The sequence below is a fragment of the Clostridium magnum DSM 2767 genome, assembly GCF_001623875.1.
GTDB lineage: Bacteria > Bacillota > Clostridia > Clostridiales > Clostridiaceae > Clostridium_AM > Clostridium_AM magnum.
This window is the reverse complement of the sequence record NZ_LWAE01000001.1, coordinates 1-18175: the sequence shown is the minus strand read 5'-3', so window position 1 is coordinate 18175 and position 18175 is coordinate 1. Positions and strand designations below refer to the sequence as shown.

Annotated in this window: 14 protein-coding genes and 2 rRNA genes; 9 read left to right on the top strand and 7 right to left on the bottom strand. The window is 33.4% G+C overall.

From position 1 onward, the window contains the following. Positions 1 to 17: 17 nt before the first annotated feature. Genes mnmG through rpmH form a run of 7 tightly spaced genes read right to left on the bottom strand, consistent with a single transcriptional unit; the run spans position 18 to position 5400 of the window. Positions 18 to 1907, bottom strand: a complete 1890-nt coding sequence (gene mnmG, locus CLMAG_RS00080; RefSeq protein WP_066616237.1) for a tRNA uridine-5-carboxymethylaminomethyl(34) synthesis enzyme MnmG — start codon at positions 1905 to 1907, stop codon at positions 18 to 20. Positions 1908 to 1916: 9 nt separating this feature from the next. Further along, positions 1917 to 3296: a tRNA uridine-5-carboxymethylaminomethyl(34) synthesis GTPase MnmE gene (mnmE, locus tag CLMAG_RS00075; protein ID WP_066616235.1), complete on the bottom strand. Its 1380-nt coding sequence runs from the start codon at positions 3294 to 3296 to the stop codon at positions 1917 to 1919. 49 nt (positions 3297 to 3345) lie between these two features. Then, positions 3346 to 3972 (bottom strand): RNA-binding cell elongation regulator Jag/EloR, encoded by a 627-nt coding sequence (gene jag / locus CLMAG_RS00070; RefSeq protein WP_066616233.1) that lies wholly within the window; start codon positions 3970 to 3972, stop codon positions 3346 to 3348. 11 nt (positions 3973 to 3983) lie between these two features. After that, complete coding sequence (locus tag CLMAG_RS00065) at positions 3984 to 4649, bottom strand: membrane protein insertase YidC (protein WP_066616231.1); 666 nt, start codon at positions 4647 to 4649, stop codon at positions 3984 to 3986. 20 nt (positions 4650 to 4669) lie between these two features. Beyond that, the gene (gene yidD, locus CLMAG_RS00060) at positions 4670 to 4879 is read right to left on the bottom strand and encodes a membrane protein insertion efficiency factor YidD (RefSeq protein ID WP_066616229.1); all 210 of its coding nucleotides are present in this window, start codon (positions 4877 to 4879) and stop codon (positions 4670 to 4672) included. Continuing rightward, positions 4880 to 5212 carry a ribonuclease P protein component gene (gene rnpA, locus CLMAG_RS00055; protein WP_066616226.1) on the bottom strand — a complete coding sequence of 111 codons (333 nt, stop codon included), beginning with the start codon at positions 5210 to 5212 and terminating at the stop codon, positions 4880 to 4882. A gap of 53 nt (positions 5213 to 5265) precedes the next feature. Continuing rightward, a complete protein-coding gene (rpmH, locus tag CLMAG_RS00050) occupies positions 5266 to 5400 on the bottom strand; it encodes a 50S ribosomal protein L34 (protein ID WP_066616222.1) in 135 nt (44 codons plus the stop codon). Positions 5401 to 5995: 595 nt separating this feature from the next. Here rpmH and dnaA point away from each other — a divergent pair. The 9 genes from dnaA to CLMAG_RS00005 form a co-directional block, all read left to right on the top strand. Beyond that, positions 5996 to 7345 (top strand): chromosomal replication initiator protein DnaA, encoded by a 1350-nt coding sequence (gene dnaA, locus CLMAG_RS00045; RefSeq protein ID WP_066616219.1) that lies wholly within the window; start codon positions 5996 to 5998, stop codon positions 7343 to 7345. A gap of 260 nt (positions 7346 to 7605) precedes the next feature. Next, complete coding sequence (gene dnaN, locus CLMAG_RS00040; protein ID WP_066616216.1) at positions 7606 to 8709, top strand: DNA polymerase III subunit beta; 1104 nt, start codon at positions 7606 to 7608, stop codon at positions 8707 to 8709. A gap of 23 nt (positions 8710 to 8732) precedes the next feature. Then, the gene (gene yaaA / locus CLMAG_RS00035; RefSeq protein ID WP_066616213.1) at positions 8733 to 8939 is read left to right on the top strand and encodes a S4 domain-containing protein YaaA; all 207 of its coding nucleotides are present in this window, start codon (positions 8733 to 8735) and stop codon (positions 8937 to 8939) included. A 99-nt stretch (positions 8940 to 9038) separates the two neighbouring features. Beyond that, positions 9039 to 10130 (top strand): DNA replication/repair protein RecF, encoded by a 1092-nt coding sequence (gene recF, locus CLMAG_RS00030; RefSeq protein WP_066616209.1) that lies wholly within the window; start codon positions 9039 to 9041, stop codon positions 10128 to 10130. Between the two features lie 21 nt (positions 10131 to 10151). Next, the gene (remB, locus tag CLMAG_RS33140; protein ID WP_066616206.1) at positions 10152 to 10415 is read left to right on the top strand and encodes an extracellular matrix regulator RemB; all 264 of its coding nucleotides are present in this window, start codon (positions 10152 to 10154) and stop codon (positions 10413 to 10415) included. A 15-nt stretch (positions 10416 to 10430) separates the two neighbouring features. Continuing rightward, entirely contained in the window at positions 10431 to 12344 is a 1914-nt protein-coding gene (gene gyrB / locus CLMAG_RS00020) for a DNA topoisomerase (ATP-hydrolyzing) subunit B (RefSeq protein ID WP_066616202.1), read from the top strand. A gap of 16 nt (positions 12345 to 12360) precedes the next feature. Beyond that, positions 12361 to 14844 (top strand): DNA gyrase subunit A, encoded by a 2484-nt coding sequence (gyrA, locus tag CLMAG_RS00015; protein WP_066616200.1) that lies wholly within the window; start codon positions 12361 to 12363, stop codon positions 14842 to 14844. Positions 14845 to 15392: 548 nt separating this feature from the next. Then, positions 15393 to 16902 (top strand): 16S ribosomal RNA (locus tag CLMAG_RS00010). Between the two features lie 269 nt (positions 16903 to 17171). Next, positions 17172 to 18175: ribosomal RNA gene (locus CLMAG_RS00005) — 23S ribosomal RNA — on the top strand; the annotation flags it as partial.

Below are 18175 nucleotides of genomic sequence, written 5' to 3'. Positions count from 1 at the left end.
TCCAATCTATCATATTTTTATTTTTTTAAATCTTTTTCTCTGTATTCACGTTCAAGATAAATTAAAAGAACAGAAATATCTGCTGGTGAAACTCCAGAAATTCTCGAAGCCTGACCAATACTAATAGGTCTTATTTTACTAAGCTTTTGAATAGCTTCAATTCTTAACCCTTTAACCTGATCATAGTCAATCCCCTGTGGTATTAACTTACTTTCAAACCTTTTATACTGTTCTACTTGTTCTAATTGTTTATTTATATAACCTTCATATTTAGATATAATATTTACTTGTTCTTTTACATCATAACTAATATTCGGTCTATCAATATCTAAAGACTCCAATTTAAAGTAGTCAAGTTCCGGTCTTTTTATAAGTTCATATAGACTTATAGACTTCTTTAGTTCCGATGAACCTAAAGAACTTAAAATTTCGATAACTTCTTTTTTCGGTGTAACTTGAATATTTTTTATTCTGTTTATTTCTGTTTCTATATCATTCTTTCTCTTTAAAAATCTTTCGTATCTTTTTTCACTAACAAGACCAATCTTATATCCTATATCCGTTAACCTTAAATCCGCATTATCCTGTCTTAATAGTAATCTATACTCTGAACGAGATGTCATCATTCTATAAGGTTCTTCTGTTCCCTTAGTTACTAGATCATCGATTAAAACTCCAATATATGCATCTGATCTTTTTAAAATTAAAGGATCCTCTCCTTTAACTTTTAGAGACGCATTTATTCCTGCAATAATTCCTTGAGCTGCTGCTTCTTCATATCCAGATGTTCCATTTAACTGTCCTGCTCCAAAAAGGCCTTCTATTTTCTTAAATTCTAGGGACGGCTTTAATTGAAGAGGATTTATACAATCATATTCTATGGCATATGCAGTTCTCACAATTTCGACATTTTCAAGTCCAATCATTGTTCTATACATTTGAAATTGCACATCTTCCGGTAAAGAACTAGAAGCTCCACCTATATAAAGTTCTTCAGTATTTTCACCTTCAGGCTCTATAAATATTTGGTGCTTTTCTTTATCTGGAAATCTTACAACTTTATCCTCAATTGACGGACAATATCTTGGTCCTACTGATTTGATTGTACCATTGTAAAGAGGAGATCTATGTATGTTATCTTGTATAACCTTAAGTGTTTCGTCTGTAGTATATGTCAAATAACAAGATATTTGTTCTCTTTCGATATTATCACTCATAAATGAGAATGGAACTATTTTTTCATCACCTTTTTGTTCTATCATTTTTGAATAATCTACACTTCTTGCATTTACCCTAGGTGGTGTTCCTGTTTTAAATCTCCTTAGTTCAATTCCTAAATCTAATAAGCTTTGTGACAGGTCATTAGCAGGCATAAATCCACTCGGACCACCATTATAGCTAACCTCACCTATAATTATTTTACCTTTTAAGTATGTTCCATTTGCAAGTACTAAAGCTTTTGTTTTAAAGTAAGCGCCATTTTTCGTTAGTATTCCACTAATCTTTCCATCTTGTGCTTTTATACTTACTACTTCTAATTGCCTTATGTAAAGGTTAGGTTCCTTTTCCATAACATGTTTCATTCTTTCAGAATACTTTTTCTTATCAGCCTGAGCTCTTAAGGAATATACAGCAGGTCCCTTAGATGTATTTAGCATTCTCGATTGAATAAAAGTATTATCTATATTTATTCCCATTTCTCCGCCTAAAGCATCTATCTCACGAACCAAATGACCTTTTGCTGTTCCTCCTATACTAGGGTTACAAGGCATAAAAGCAATACTATCTAAATTCATTGTACATAATAAAGTCTTACATCCCATTCTAGCTGCTGCAAGGCTTGCTTCACAGCCTGCATGCCCTGCACCAACTACAATTACATCATATTCTCCAGCAAAATATTCCATATAATATACCTACTTTCCTAAACAAAATTCTGAGAATATCTTATCAATTATATCCTCTTCCAATGTATCACCAGTTATTTCACCAAGACTGCTCCAAGCATTTCTTATATCTATAGATGCTAAGTCTATTGCAAATGTATTTCTTAGGGCATCTAACGCTTGAATGCAATGTTCCTTGCCCCTAATAAGAGCTTCTTTATGCCTTGTATTAGTTATAAGTAAATCCTTTGATTGGACTTCTCCATTAAAGAATAATTCTTTAATACAGTCTTTTAACTTAACTAAGCCTTCACCTGTTTTTGCAGATACCTCTATAACATATTGTGAATTTAACTTCTCAATTTCTTCTCTATTTATTTTACCACCTAAATCGATTTTATTTAATAAAATAATATATTTTTTATCCTTAATATAATCAATAATTTCTCTATCTTCCGCATCTAATTCTCTGCTTAAATCAAGCATCAATATTATTAAATCAGCCTCTTCTATCTTTTCTTTGGACTTTTCAACTCCTATTTTTTCAACCACATCTTCTGTTTCTCTTATTCCAGCTGTATCTATAATCTTTACAGGAACTCCGTCTATGTTTATATATTCCTCGATAACATCTCTGGTTGTTCCTGGTATTTCAGTAACTATAGCTCTCTTTTCCATAAGAAGTGAATTTAATAGAGAAGACTTCCCTACGTTTGGCTTACCTACAATAACAGTATTAAGACCTTCCCTAATTATTTTACCTTCCTCTGCTGTACTTAGTATTCTATTTATATCTTTCAAAATATCCTCTAATTTTATTGAAACTTTATCTGCAGTCATTTCCTCTAAATCATCCTCTGGATAATCTACAGTAGCTTCAATGTGCGCAATAACTTCAAGTAGTTTTCCTCTAATTTCATTTATTTCTCTAGATACTCTACCTCCTGATTGTTGAACTGCTGATTTCATTGAAAGCTCAGTTTTTGCTCTTATAATATCTATAACGGCTTCCGCTTGACTTAAATCAATTCTTCCATTTAAGAAAGCTCTTTTAGTAAATTCACCTGGGTCGGCAACTCTTGCGCCGCCTTTTACTACTTCCTCAAGTATTCTTTTAGTAGCAACAACTCCACCATGACAGTTTATTTCAACAGTATCCTCTGCAGTAAAACTTCTTGGTCCCTTCATAAACGTAACTAAAACTTCATCTAAAGTATCCCCTGTTTCTTTTTCTATAATGAAACCGTATCTCATACTATATGGTTTTATGTCTTTTAAACTTTTTTTATTTCTTCCTTTAAATATGCTATCTACTATATTTAAAGACTTTTCCCCTGAAACCCTTATAATAGATATACCGCCTTCTCCAAGAACTGTTGCAATCGCTGCTATTGTATCAAATTCTTTCATTTTTTTACTCCTTTTTATTTTAAATATTAATAAAGCAAAAAGAAAGCCATTAGGCTTTCTTTAAATCCACTACAACTCTTCTAAAAGGTTCATCGCCCTCACTATAAGTATTTACATAAAAATCATTTTGAAGTGCAGAATGAATTACTCTTCTTTCGTAAGGATTCATTGGCTCTAATTTAACAGACCTTCCTGTTTTTCTAACCTTATCTGCTATTCTTCTCGCTAATCTTTTTAGAGTTTCTTCTCTTTTTAACCTATAGTTTTCTGTATCTAATATTACCCTCTTGTATTCTACATCATGTCCTTTGTTTACAACAAGACTTATAAGATACTGAAGTGAATCTAAAGTTTCTCCTCTATACCCTATAAGTATTCCCATGTCCGGTCCTGTTAAAGATATTTTTACAATGTTATTTTCTTCCTTTACCCTTATCTCAGCTTTAACTTCCATACAATCTAAAACATCTCTTATAAAGGCTTTAGCTTCATATATATAGTCTCTTTTAACTTTTACCTTTATCTTTGCAGGTCTGGTCCCTATGAAATTTAAAAAACCCTTAGCTCCTGCATCTAAAACCTCTACTTCTACCCTATCTTCTGCAACTTTTAGTTCAGCTAAAGCATTTTTTAAAGCCTCTTCAACAGTTCTTCCGGTCATTTCTATAACCTTCATACCATCACCCCCTAGGCATTTTTAGTGCTTTTATGTATACCCATTTTTTTCATTACTAATGTTTGTGCTATTTGAATTAAATTATTTACTACCCAATATAATACCAAGGCTGATCTTAAACTCCAACTAATAAATATCATAAATACTGACATACTTATATTCATCGTAGCTGATTGTTTTGCTTGCGCGCTATTACCTGCCGGCATCATTAATGCTCCTGAAAAATATGTAGTTATACCAGAAAGAACTGCAAGAACAATATCTCTCTTAGCTAAATCATTTATCCATAAGAAATGAACTCCGCTTATGCCCTGTAAGTTATTGAAAACATAATAAAGTGCTATAAAAATTGGCCATTGTATAAGCATTGGCAAGCATCCACTAAGAGGATTAGCACCTTTTTCTTTATATAGCTTCATAATTTCTTGCTGAGCTTTTTGTGGATCATTTTTGTATTTATCCTGTATTTTTTTAGTTTCTGGCTGTAATTCATTCATAGCTATTGAAGACTTAGTCTGCTTTATATTTAAAGGAAGCAATATAAGCCTAATTATAACTGTCACTAAAATAATAGCCATACCATAAGAAACATTTTTACTTGGGAATATTAAACTTATACTTTGATGCACAAACTCAAAAAATTGAACAAAAGTATTATTTAAAAACGAAAAATTCAAACTATAAACCTCCTGACGATTTATTTAACCGGGTCATATCCACCCTCATTAAAAGGATTACACCTTAATATTCTTTTTATGGCCATAAATCCTCCTTTTAAAACACCATATTTCTGCAGAGCTTCTAAAGTATATTGAGAACAACTTGGATAAAACCTACAACATGGCCTTTTTAAAGGAGAAATATTTTTCCTATAAAACTTAACTAAAAAAACTAAAAATTCTTTCATTTAATTGTATAGACCTGCCCTTTTAAAAAGATTTTTAACAGCATCATTTATATCATTATAGCCTTTATCATTTGCAGCACTTCTAGCTATAAAAACAAAATCATATCCTGTATTTAGTCTACTACTCTCTAATCTATAACACTCTTTAATTAATCTCTTCACTCTATTCCTAACAACACTTTTACCTACTTTTTTACTTACAGATACACCTATCCTATTTATATTCTTTCTATTCTTATATATATATAGGACTAGTAAATGATTAGAAAAAGATTTTCCTCTTCTATATACAGCTCTAAATTCCACATTTTTTCGTATTCTATTCTCTTTCATTTACTTTGCTCCTTTTTTTCTGCAGTTGCAGAAAAAGGCCACAAAAGCGGCCCTTATGCTGTTAATCTCTTTCTACCTTTTTGTCTTCTTCTCTTAAGAACATTTCTTCCTGAAGCTGAACTCATTCTCTTTCTGAAACCATGCTCTTTCTTTCTTTGTTTCTTTTTTGGTTGATAAGTCATAAACATACTACATACACCCCCTTTTAAGTAAGCTATATTTCCCTCTCCACACTACTTAAGCTTTTGAGGATATTTACTGTAAACGAGGCTTATTTACTGTAAAGTAATTGGCTCGCTTATTGCATTTTAAAGTTTCACTATTAAATTATATATTCACGAAGTTCCGATGTCAACATAAATTGTGCAACTACCAAAATGTATAAAAAACTACCTGTTGATATTATTTATTACTTTTTTTGTGGATAACTTCTTGAATAGGTTGCATGGTTTTGATATTATTAATAGAGAGTTGTGAATAACTCTAAAAAGGTACAAATTATCCACACCTGTGAATAATTTTGTGAATAACTTGTTTAATATGTTTATAAATTATTATTTACATTTGATATTTTTGACTAATTTCATGACATTATTCACTCTATAGTGGTGTTAATACTTTTTTTTTGATTATGTTGATAATATCTTCTAATCTTTATTATTAACAAAAATTATTAACATGTGAATATTTTAATGAACATTTGTCAAGAAAATATAATGGTGTTTATAATTATGTTTAAATACTGTGAATTATATTTTTTTATTCAAGACTGGAGGATATAAGATGAATGCCCATCCAAAAGAAATATGGGAAAAGACTTTAAATATAATAAAAGGTGAACTTACCGAAGTAAGCTTTAATACCTGGATTAAAAGTATAACACCTATATCTATAGAAGATGATTCAGTTAAGTTAAGTGTTCCAAATGACTTTACTCGTGGAATACTTGACAGTAGATATAAAGATTTAATAATAAATGCTTTAAAGCTTATTACATCAAAAAAATATAATGTAGAGTTTCTTATAATGTCTGAGGAGGCTATAGATTCAACAGAATCAAAACACAAAAAAGAACCTAAATCAAAAATTGTAGTTAATGATGAAATGTCTACTATGTTAAATCCAAAATATACTTTTGATTCTTTCGTTATAGGTAATAGTAACAGGTTCGCTCATGCAGCTTCTTTGGCGGTAGCAGAAGCTCCAGCTAAAGCATATAATCCCTTATTTATATATGGGGGAGTTGGTCTTGGAAAAACACACTTAATGCACGCTATAGGACATTATATATTACAAAACAATCCAAAATCAAAAGTTGTTTATGTTTCTTCTGAAAAATTTACAAATGAATTGATAAATTCCATTAAAGATGATAAAAACGTAGATTTTAGAAACAAATACAGAAACATAGATGTACTATTAATTGATGATATTCAGTTCATAGCAGGTAAGGAACGAACTCAAGAAGAGTTTTTCCATACCTTTAATGCATTACATGAATCAAATAAACAAATAATTCTTTCAAGTGATAGGCCACCAAAAGAAATACCTACTCTTGAAGACAGACTAAGATCCAGATTTGAATGGGGCCTTATAGCTGATATTCAAGCACCAGATTTTGAAACAAGAATGGCAATTCTAAAAAAGAAAGCAGATGTAGAGAACTTAAATATCCCAAATGAAGTCATGGTTTATATCGCTACAAAAATTAAATCAAATATACGAGAACTTGAAGGTGCACTAATAAGAATTGTAGCTTTTTCTTCTTTAACAAATAAAGATGTAAGTGTAGAATTAGCAGCTGAGGCTTTAAAAGATATAATATCAAGCAAACAATCAAAACAAGTAACTATAGATCTAATTCAAGATGTAGTTGCAAATTACTTTAATTTAAAGGTTGATGACTTGAAGTCTTCTAGAAGAACAAGGAATGTAGCATTTCCAAGACAAATCGCGATGTACCTAAGTAGAAAACTTACAGATATGTCCCTTCCTAAAATAGGAGAAGAGTTTGGTGGAAGAGATCATACCACAGTAATCCATGCATATGAAAAAATATCATCAAACTTAAAAGTTGATGAAAGCCTACAAAATGCAGTAAATGATCTTACCAAAAGAATAAATCAAAAATAAAATATTAACATCTGTTTATATTAATTATATAATACATTGTGGATAATAAAATATTCAACTTTATTTTTTTAATACTGTGGATAAAGTCAATTATTTATGATTTACTTATCCACACTTATTTTTTTCCGTTTTTTGAGCGCTTTCAATGGCTAGGGGGGTTATCCACATAATCACAGCCCCTACTACTATTACTACTATAAAAATATTAATTATCTAATCTATTTATCTAAAAATTATATTGTGAATAAGGAGGATTTAATATGAGATTCACATGTGAAAAATCTATACTACAAGATGGTATATCCACAGTTCAAAAAGCTGTTACAGGAAAATCTACAATGCCTATCTTAAATGGAATAGTATTACAGACTAAGGGAAATGAAATTATTTTAACAGGATCAGATATTGACTTAAGCATAGAAACAAAAGTAAGAGCCGACATATTAGAGGAAGGTAGTATAGTTATTGATGCTAAGCTTTTTGGAGAAATTATAAGAAAACTTCCTAATGATACAATACATATAAATACTATAGAAAATAACTCAATAGAAATATTATGTCAAAAATCTAGATTTTCTCTTATTCATATGAATGCAGAAGACTTTCCTGTGCTTCCTAATATAAATGAAAACATGATATTTTCTGTTTCTCAAAGAATACTAAAACACATGATAAGGGGAACTATTTTTGCCACTGCTCAAGATGAAACAAGACCTGTACTTACTGGAGTACTGTTTGAGATTAATAATAAAAACTTGAATTTAGTCGCGCTAGATGGCTATAGATTAGCCTTAAGGTCAGAAGAATTAAGATCAGATAACACAATAAGTGCAGTAATTCCAGGTAAAACTTTAAATGAAGTTTCAAAAATACTAGAAGATGATGATAAAAACGTAAATATAACTTTTACTCCTAACCATATTTTGTTTAGTTTAGGAGAAACTAAAGTTATATCTAGATTACTGGAAGGTGAGTTTATAAAATATAGCTCAATAATTCCAACAGAATTTAATCTAAAAGTTGTAGCAAAAAGATCTGAGCTATTGCACTGTATCGAAAGAGCTTCTCTTATGGCTAAGGATAGTAATACAAACCTTATCAAGTTAAGTATAGAAGAAGATAACATGGTTATAACCTCTAATTCTCAATTAGGAATGGTAAGAGAAGAGATGAGCATAATTTTGCAAGGTCAATCCCTTCAAATTGCATTTAACTCTAAATACCTTATAGATGTACTAAAGATAATGGAGGAAGAAGAAATTACAATGGAGTTTTCAAGCAGCGTAAGTCCATGTGTAATTAAAAATAGTGATATAAATAATTGCACCTATTTAGTACTTCCTGTAAGATTATTAAATAATTAAGATTTAAGAAAGGTCGGTAAAAAATGCAAGAAATTAAAATAAATACTGATATTATAAAATTAGATTCATTTTTAAAATGGTCTGGGGCTGTTTCTTTAGGATCCGAAGCTAAAATACTAATACAAGACGGTCAAGTTAAGGTTAATGGAGAAATTGAAACAAGAAGAGGAAAAAAATTAACCAAAGAAGACATAGTAGAATTTAATGGTGAAACTTATAAAGTAATATAGTTTGCAGATTTATATAATTTTAATTATAATTTAGTGACTTTTTATTGTTAATTGTTAATTACCTATATTGTGATATAATTATATTTAGGTGTTTTAATTATGTATATTAAATATTTACAACTTATTAATTTTAGAAACTATAAACAATTAAACATAGAATTAAATAGAAATATAAATGTTTTTGTAGGAGATAATGCTCAAGGAAAAACTAATATTTTAGAAAGTATATATTATTGCAGTATTGGAAAGTCACCAAGAACCAATAAGGATAAAGAACTGATAAGCTGGAATGGGAATGAAGCTTACATAAAGATATATGTTAATAAAAATAGACTTGATAAAAAGATAGAAATAAAGATATTCAAAGAAGGCAAGAAGGGCATAAATGTAAACTCTATTAAGATTAATAAGATATCTGAACTTATTGGTACATTGAATGTAGTTATGTTTTCTCCAGAGGATTTAAAAATTATTAAAGAATCACCATCTTTTAGGAGGAAATTTTTAGATATTGAATTATGTAAATTAAGTAAAAAGTACTATTATAACTTAGTTCAGTATAATAAGGTTCTAAATGAAAGAAATGTTGTATTAAAGAAATGGAATGAACAAAATAGCGGTATGCTTCAGGTGTATGATGAGCAACTTTGTAAATACGGAGGTTTTATAACAAAATTAAGAGATCAATATGTAACAAAGCTTAGTGAAAGCGGTAAAAGAATACATAGAGATATAACCTCTGGAAATGAAAATATAGAGTTTAAATACATAACACCTGTAAAGAATATAGATAAGGCAGAAGATGAAATCTTAGAACTCTTGATAAACAGCAGAAAAAAGGATTTTGAAAAAAGAGTAACTTCTTTAGGACCCCATAGGGATGATTTTGATATAAAAATAAATGGAATAGATACTAAGATCTTTGGATCACAAGGTCAGCAAAGAACTTCAGTTTTAACTATTAAATTTGCCTCTTTAGAAATAATAAAAGAAACTACAGGGGAATACCCCGTGTTACTGCTTGATGATGTTTTATCAGAACTTGATGCCAATAGACAAAAATATATATTAAGTTCTATTAATAACATACAAACTTTTATAACATGCACTGGCATTGGAGATATAAAAAGTTATTTGAAGGATGAGGCCCAATTATTTTTAGTCAAAAGCGGATTTGTAGATAAAGTTTAACAGTTGAAAGGAGATTGTATTATGTTTTTACATTTAGGTGAAAATATAGTTGTACCTATAAAAGATATAATTGGTATATTCGACGTAGAAACTTCAATGTACAGTTCAGATACTACTCAGTTTTTAAGAATGGCAGAAGAAGATGGATTTGTTCAACGAATTACTAAGGATAAACCAAAATCCTTTATTATAGCTGAAGTTGATAAAAAAAGTAAAATTTATTTATCACCTATATCATCATCTACATTAACTAAGAGATCAGAAACATTATACTATGAGCCTTAGGATAGGAGGATAGATATGTTAGAAGACAATAATCAAGTTTATGATGAAAGCCAAATACAAGTACTTGAAGGATTAGAAGCAGTTAGAAAAAGACCAGGAATGTATATAGGAAGTACAAGTTCAAGAGGTCTCCATCATTTAGTATACGAAATTGTAGATAACAGTATAGATGAAGCTTTGGCAGGGTTTTGTAAGAATATAAACATTTACATTCATAAGGATAACTCTATAACAGTAACAGATGACGGTAGAGGTATGCCAGTTGGAATGCATCCTAAGATGCAAAGACCTACTGTGGAAGTTATAATGACTGTACTTCATGCAGGAGGTAAGTTTGGTGGAAGTGGATATAAGGTTTCTGGAGGACTTCATGGTGTTGGTGCATCTGTTGTAAATGCTCTTTCAGAAATTTGTGAGGTTGAGGTTAAAAGAGAAGGACATATATGGAAACAGATTTATAATAGAGGAAAGGTCATTACAGAACTTGAAATAGTAGGTGATACAGATGACCATGGAACAAAAACTTACTTTAAGCCTGATAGTGAAATCTTTGAGGAATTAGAATATGATTACGATACATTAGCTCAAAGACTTAGAGAATTAGCTTTTTTAAATAAGGGTATACGTATAAACTTAGTTGACAAGAGATCTGATAAGGAAGAAGAATTCTACTATGAGGGAGGAATAAAATCCTTTGTAGAGTATTTAAATAGAAACAAAGAAACTGTTCACAAGGACCCTATATACATAGAGGGAAATAAAGATGATTATTCAGTGGAGATAGCTCTTCAGTATAATGATGGTTACACTGAAAACATATTTTCTTTTGCAAACAATATAGATACCATAGAGGGTGGAACTCATTTAGCAGGATTTAAGTCAGCATTAACAAGGGTATTTAATGATTATGCAAAAAAATTTGGAATTCTAAAGGAAAATGACAAAAACTTATCTGGTGAGGATGTAAGGGAAGGATTAACGGCAGTTATATCTATAAAGCTTATAGATCCACAGTTTGAAGGTCAGACTAAAACTAAATTAGGGAATAGTGAAGTACGTGGAATAGTTGACAATATTGTTGGAGAATGTGTAGGACATTTTCTTGAGGAAAATCCCCAAATAGCTAAATTAATGATCGACAAGGGATTAATGGCAGCTCGTGCTAGGGAAGCTGCTAAAAAAGCAAGAGAACTTACAAGGCGTAAATCTGTTCTTGAAAGTACATCTTTACCAGGAAAGCTTGCAGACTGTTCATCTAAAGATCCTTTAGAATGTGAGATTTATTTGGTCGAAGGAGATTCAGCAGGTGGTTCCGCAAAACAAGGTAGAAATAGAAGATTCCAGGCTATATTACCTCTTCGTGGTAAAATAATGAATGTTGAAAAACAAAGGCTTGATAAAATTTTGGGTTATGAAGAAATAAGATCTATGATAACAGCCTTTGGAGCAGGAATTGGTAAAGAGTTTGATGTAGAAAAAATAAGATACAATAGAATAATTATAATGACAGATGCGGATGTAGATGGTGCGCATATAAGAACATTATTACTTACATTTTTCTACAGATATATGAAAGAACTTGTAGAAAAGGGACACGTATATGTAGCTCAGCCGCCACTTTATAAAGTAACAAAAAATAAAAAAGATAGCTATGCTTATAGTGACGAAGAATTACAACAGTTATTACAACAGCTAGGTGGAAAAGACAATAATACTAATATTCAAAGATATAAAGGTCTTGGAGAGATGGATGCTACTCAGCTTTGGGATACTACAATGAATCCAGAGGAAAGAACCCTACTACAAGTAACAGTAGATGATGCTATGGCCGCTGATGAAATTTTCACTATACTTATGGGTGATAAGGTAGAACCACGTAGAGAGTTCATAACGGAAAATGCCAAGAAGGTTGTAAACTTAGACATATAGCAAAGAGGTGTAATTAATGTTGAATCAAGGAAAAGTTTTACCAATAGACATAAGCCATGAAATGAAAAAATGTTATATAGATTACGCTATGAGTGTTATTGTAGGTCGTGCATTACCAGATGTAAGAGATGGATTAAAGCCTGTACATAGAAGAATTCTTTATTCTATGTATGAGCTTGGGTTAACTCCTGAGAAAGGTTACAGAAAATGTGCAAGAATTGTTGGAGATGTTTTAGGTAAATATCATCCCCATGGAGATACAGCTGTTTATGATGCCTTAGTTAGAATGGCACAAGATTTCTCCATAAGATACACCTTAGTTAACGGTCATGGAAATTTTGGATCTGTTGATGGAGACAGCGCTGCTGCAATGAGATATACCGAGGCGAAAATGAGTAAGATAACTCTTGAAATGCTTAGGGATATAAATAAAAATACAGTGGACTTTATTCCAAACTTTGATGGTGAGGAACAAGAACCATCTGTAATACCATCTAGATTCCCTAACTTACTTGTTAATGGATCAGCTGGAATTGCAGTTGGAATGGCCACAAATATACCGCCACATAACTTAACTGAGGTTATAAATGGTATAGTTATGCTTATCGACAATCCTGATTCGTCTATTTTAGAATTAATGGCAGAAATTAAAGGACCAGATTTTCCAACGTCGGGTATAATACTTGGTACAGCTGGCATTAAATCTGCTTATGAAACTGGAAGAGGAAAAGTTATTGTAAGAGCAAAAGCTGACATAGAGGAAGAAAAGGGAAGACATAGAATTATTGTAACTGAAATACCTTATCAAGTTAATAAAGCAAAATTAATAGAGAACATAGCAGATTTAGTTAAGGATAAGAGAATAGAAGGCATATCAGACATAAGAGATGAATCTGATAGAGATGGCATGAGAATTGTAATAGAGCTAAAAAGAGATGCTAATCCTAATATAATATTAAATCAGCTCTATAAGCATACTAAAATGCAAGATACTTTTGGAATCATAATGCTTGCTCTAGTAAATAACGAACCACAAGTTTTAAATTTAAAACAGGTTTTAGTTCATTATTTAGATTTCCAAAAGGATGTAATAAGAAGAAGAACTAGATTTGATTTGGATAAGGCTCTCGCTAGAGCACATATCTTAGAAGGATTAAAAATCGCACTTGATCATATAGATGCAGTTATTAATCTTATAAGAGCTTGTAAAAATGCTGAAGAAGCAAGAAACGGTCTTATGAATGAGTTTAATCTCTCAGAAAAGCAAGCACAAGCTATACTTGATATGAGACTTCAAAGGCTTACAGGTCTAGAAAGAGAAAAGATTGAGCAAGAATATAACGAGTTAATGAAGAATATTGCCTATTTAAGAGAAATATTAGAAAAAGAAGAGTTAGTTTTAAAAATAATAAAAGAAGAACTTATTGAGATAAAAAGTAAGTATGGCGATGAAAGAAGAACTGCAATAGAAAGAAATAATGATGAAATAAACATAGAGGATCTAATACAAGAACAGGAAGTTGTAATAACCCTTACTCATGCTGGTTATATAAAGAGAATCGCAGCAGATACTTATTCTGCCCAAAAAAGAGGGGGAAAGGGAATACAGGCAATGGCTACAAAAGAGGATGACTTTGTAGAGCATATGTTTATAACTTCTACCCATAATAACATTCTATTCTTTACAAATAGAGGAAGAGTGCATAAGTTAAAGGGATATGAGATACCTGATGCAGGTAGAACTGCGAAAGGAACTAATATCATAAACCTAATACCTATTGAAAGTGATGAAAAAATACAGGCAGTTATAACCTTTAGAGAGTTTGAGGAAAATAACTATTTCATAATGGGAACTAAAGAAGGAATAATTAAGAAAACTCAAATGAGTCAATATGCATCTATTAGAAAAAGTGGATTAAATGCTATAAACCTAAAAGATGGAGATGAACTTATAGGTGTTAGGATGACCACAGGAGAAAGTGAAATAATTATGTTCACTAGAAATGGTTATGCTATAAGATTTAAGGAAACAGATGTAAGACCTATGGGGAGAACTGCCACAGGTGTAAGAGCTATAACTTTAAGAGATGGTGATATAACTGTATCTATGGATATTGTAGCAGAGGACCAAGATGTTTTAGTTATAAGTGAAAATGGATTCGGAAAAAGAACACCTATTTCTGAATATACTGCTCATAGAAGAGGCGGTAAGGGAATTATAACTTATAAAATAACAGAAAAAACTGGATTAATAGCTGGTGCAAGAGTGGTAAAAGATGGAGACGAAATGATGCTTATTAATAGCAGCAACGTAGCGATAAGACTTAATGTTTCTGATATATCTACTACTAACAGAAATGCAATGGGCGTTACTTTAATGAGGACAGAAGATGAACAGAAGGTAGTAGCTATTGCTAAAATAAATTGTAGCGATGATGTAGATGCGTCAAGTGACGATGAATTAGATAACACTGATAATTTGGCTGAATGTGATGAGTAAGAAGTATTAGTATTAAGATTATTCTATTATTAAAAAAATCTCTTAGAGTGTTCTAAGAGATTTTTTATTTTAATCTGATTGAGACATATAATATAATTCATCAACAGGTAAACATGTCCTAGTGTATCTATATAAGTAAAACATAAAAAATATTAGGATTAATGAGGAATAGAGGTATAAATTGTTATAAATTAATACTTATTAGAATTAGGTTTTTAAAAATTTGATATAATACTATCTGTCGTAAGGAAATGCGGCAAAGAAATTAATCAAGTTAAGAAAAAAATATTGACAAGATTAAAAGTAAATGATAAAATATAAAAGTCGCATGAAGTTGTGACAAAGGTTAACAAAAACAACTAAAAAAAGTTGTTGACAAAGTTAAGTTAACATGATAAACTATAAAAGTCGCTGAGATGAGCGAAATGATCCTTGAAAATTAAACAGAGGTTAAAAATCAGATGATTTTTATTAAGTAAACTAAACCAGCAATTCTTTAACTACTATATATTAGTAGTGAATAAAACAGTAATGAGCATTCAAACTTTTAAATTGAGAGTTTGATCCTGGCTCAGGACGAACGCTGGCGGCGTGCCTAACACATGCAAGTCGAGCGATGAAGCCCTTCGGGGTGGATTAGCGGCGGACGGGTGAGTAACACGTGGGTAACCTGCCTCAAAGAGGGGGATAGCCTCCCGAAAGGGAGATTAATACCGCATAACATTAGTTTTTCGCATGAAGAACTAATTAAAGGAGCAATCCGCTTTGAGATGGACCCGCGGCGCATTAGCTAGTTGGTGAGGTAAAGGCTCACCAAGGCGACGATGCGTAGCCGACCTGAGAGGGTGATCGGCCACATTGGAACTGAGACACGGTCCAGACTCCTACGGGAGGCAGCAGTGGGGAATATTGCACAATGGGCGAAAGCCTGATGCAGCAACGCCGCGTGAGTGATGAAGGCCTTCGGGTTGTAAAGCTCTGTCTTTTGGGACGATAATGACGGTACCAAAGGAGGAAGCCACGGCTAACTACGTGCCAGCAGCCGCGGTAATACGTAGGTGGCGAGCGTTGTCCGGATTTACTGGGCGTAAAGGATGCGTAGGCGGATATTTAAGTGAGATGTGAAATACCCGAGCTTAACTTGGGTGCTGCATTTCAAACTGGATATCTAGAGTGCGGGAGAGGAGAATGGAATTCCTAGTGTAGCGGTGAAATGCGTAGAGATTAGGAAGAACACCAGTGGCGAAGGCGATTCTCTGGACCGTAACTGACGCTGAGGCATGAAAGCGTGGGTAGCAAACAGGATTAGATACCCTGGTAGTCCACGCCGTAAACGATGAGTACTAGGTGTAGGGGGGTCCAACCTTCTGTGCCGCAGTTAACACAATAAGTACTCCGCCTGGGAAGTACGATCGCAAGATTAAAACTCAAAGGAATTGACGGGGGCCCGCACAAGCAGCGGAGCATGTGGTTTAATTCGAAGCAACGCGAAGAACCTTACCTGGACTTGACATCCCCTGAATAGTGCAGAGATGCATGAAGCCCTTCGGGGCAGGGAGACAGGTGGTGCATGGTTGTCGTCAGCTCGTGTCGTGAGATGTTAGGTTAAGTCCTGCAACGAGCGCAACCCCTATTATTAGTTGCTACCATTAAGTTGAGCACTCTAGTGAGACTGCCCGGGTTAACCGGGAGGAAGGTGGGGATGACGTCAAATCATCATGCCCCTTATGTCCAGGGCTACACACGTGCTACAATGGTAGGTACAGAGAGATGCAAGACCGCGAGGTGGAGCCAAACTCAAAAACCTATCTCAGTTCGGATTGTAGGCTGCAACTCGCCTACATGAAGCCGGAGTTGCTAGTAATCGCGAATCAGAATGTCGCGGTGAATACGTTCCCGGGCCTTGTACACACCGCCCGTCACACCATGAGAGCTGGCAACACCCGAAGTCCGTGAGGTAACCTGTAAAGGAGCCAGCGGCCGAAGGTGGGGTTAGTGATTGGGGTGAAGTCGTAACAAGGTAGCCGTAGGAGAACCTGCGGCTGGATCACCTCCTTTCTAAGGATAATACAGACAGGTAATGCTGTCTGAAAGACTGGTTTAGCCTCTGTTTAATTTTGAGGGATTATTTATCCATTGACACGGTAGTGTTAAGGTGATAAAATAAATTCTCAAATTGTTCTTTGAAAATTGCACAGTGAAGAAACGTTAAACAACGCAATTGTTTAACAAAAATAGAAGTAAAGCTAAAGGTAGAACTACTTATATAATATAAGTAATAACCTTTGTAACTTTAATCAAACTCATAGAAATATGAGTGATAAATTGGTCAAGCTACAAAGGGCGCATGGTGAATGCCTTGGCACCAGAAGCCGAAGAAGGACGCGATAAGCTGCGATAAGCTTTGGGTAGGCGCAAATAGCCAGTGATCCAGAGATTTCCGAATGGGGCAACCCACATTACTAACGTAATGTACTGTAAACTGAATTCATAGGTTTATAGAGGTATACCCGGGGAACTGAAACATCTAAGTACCCGGAGGAAGAGAAAGAAAAATCGATTTTCTAAGTAGCGGCGAGCGAAAGGGAAAGAGCCCAAACCAGGAACTTGTTCCTGGGGTTGCGGATAGACCATAAATACTGCAATTTTTTAACTGAAGAGAGCTGGAAGGCTCCGCCGTAGAAGGTAAAAGCCCTGTAAGTGAAAAGAAAAAGCAGTCAGGTCTAATCCAGAGTACCACGAGACACGTGAAACCTTGTGGGAAGCAGGGAGGACCACCTCCCAAGGCTAAATACTAACTGGTGACCGATAGTGAAGCAGTACCGTGAGGGAAAGGTGAAAAGAACCCCGGAAGGGGAGTGAAATAGAACCTGAAACCGTGTGTCCACAATCAGTCGAAGCACTTTTATGTGCGACGGCGTGCTTTTTGTAGAACGAGCCAGCGAGTTACGATGTGTAGCAAGGTTAAATACTTAAGGTATGGAGCCGAAGGGAAACCGAGTCTGAATAGGGCGAAAAGTTGCATGTCGTAGACCCGAAACCGGGTGACCTATCCATGGACAGGTTGAAGCGGAAGTAAAATTCCGTGGAGGACCGAACCACGTTGGTGTTGAAAAACCATGGGATGAGCTGTGGATAGCGGAGAAATTCCAATCGAACTCGGAGATAGCTGGTTCTCCTCGAAATAGCTTTAGGGCTAGCGTTTTGAATGAGTAATGGAGGTAGAGCACTGAATGGGCTAGGGGCTGACAACAGTTACTGAACCCTATCAAACTCCGAATGCCATATACTTGAATCAAAGCAGTCAGACTACGAATGATAAGATCCGTGG

What these genes read in the sequence shown, in the direction of transcription:
- rnpA (WP_066616226.1), bottom strand. Translation starts at nt 5,212, where the DNA reads ATGAAAGAGAATAGAATACGAAAAAATGTGGAATTTAGAGCTGTATAT.
- yaaA (WP_066616213.1), top strand. Translation starts at nt 8,733, where the DNA reads ATGCAAGAAATTAAAATAAATACTGATATTATAAAATTAGATTCATTT.
- dnaN (WP_066616216.1), top strand. Translation starts at nt 7,606, where the DNA reads ATGAGATTCACATGTGAAAAATCTATACTACAAGATGGTATATCCACA.
- recF (WP_066616209.1), top strand. Translation starts at nt 9,039, where the DNA reads ATGTATATTAAATATTTACAACTTATTAATTTTAGAAACTATAAACAA.
- gyrA (WP_066616200.1), top strand. Translation starts at nt 12,361, where the DNA reads ATGTTGAATCAAGGAAAAGTTTTACCAATAGACATAAGCCATGAAATG.
- mnmE (WP_066616235.1), bottom strand. Translation starts at nt 3,296, where the DNA reads ATGAAAGAATTTGATACAATAGCAGCGATTGCAACAGTTCTTGGAGAA.
- jag (WP_066616233.1), bottom strand. Translation starts at nt 3,972, where the DNA reads ATGAAGGTTATAGAAATGACCGGAAGAACTGTTGAAGAGGCTTTAAAA.
- rpmH (WP_066616222.1), bottom strand. Translation starts at nt 5,400, where the DNA reads ATGTTTATGACTTATCAACCAAAAAAGAAACAAAGAAAGAAAGAGCAT.
- mnmG (WP_066616237.1), bottom strand. Translation starts at nt 1,907, where the DNA reads ATGGAATATTTTGCTGGAGAATATGATGTAATTGTAGTTGGTGCAGGG.
- gyrB (WP_066616202.1), top strand. Translation starts at nt 10,431, where the DNA reads ATGTTAGAAGACAATAATCAAGTTTATGATGAAAGCCAAATACAAGTA.
- dnaA (WP_066616219.1), top strand. Translation starts at nt 5,996, where the DNA reads ATGAATGCCCATCCAAAAGAAATATGGGAAAAGACTTTAAATATAATA.
- remB (WP_066616206.1), top strand. Translation starts at nt 10,152, where the DNA reads ATGTTTTTACATTTAGGTGAAAATATAGTTGTACCTATAAAAGATATA.
- yidD (WP_066616229.1), bottom strand. Translation starts at nt 4,879, where the DNA reads ATGAAAGAATTTTTAGTTTTTTTAGTTAAGTTTTATAGGAAAAATATT.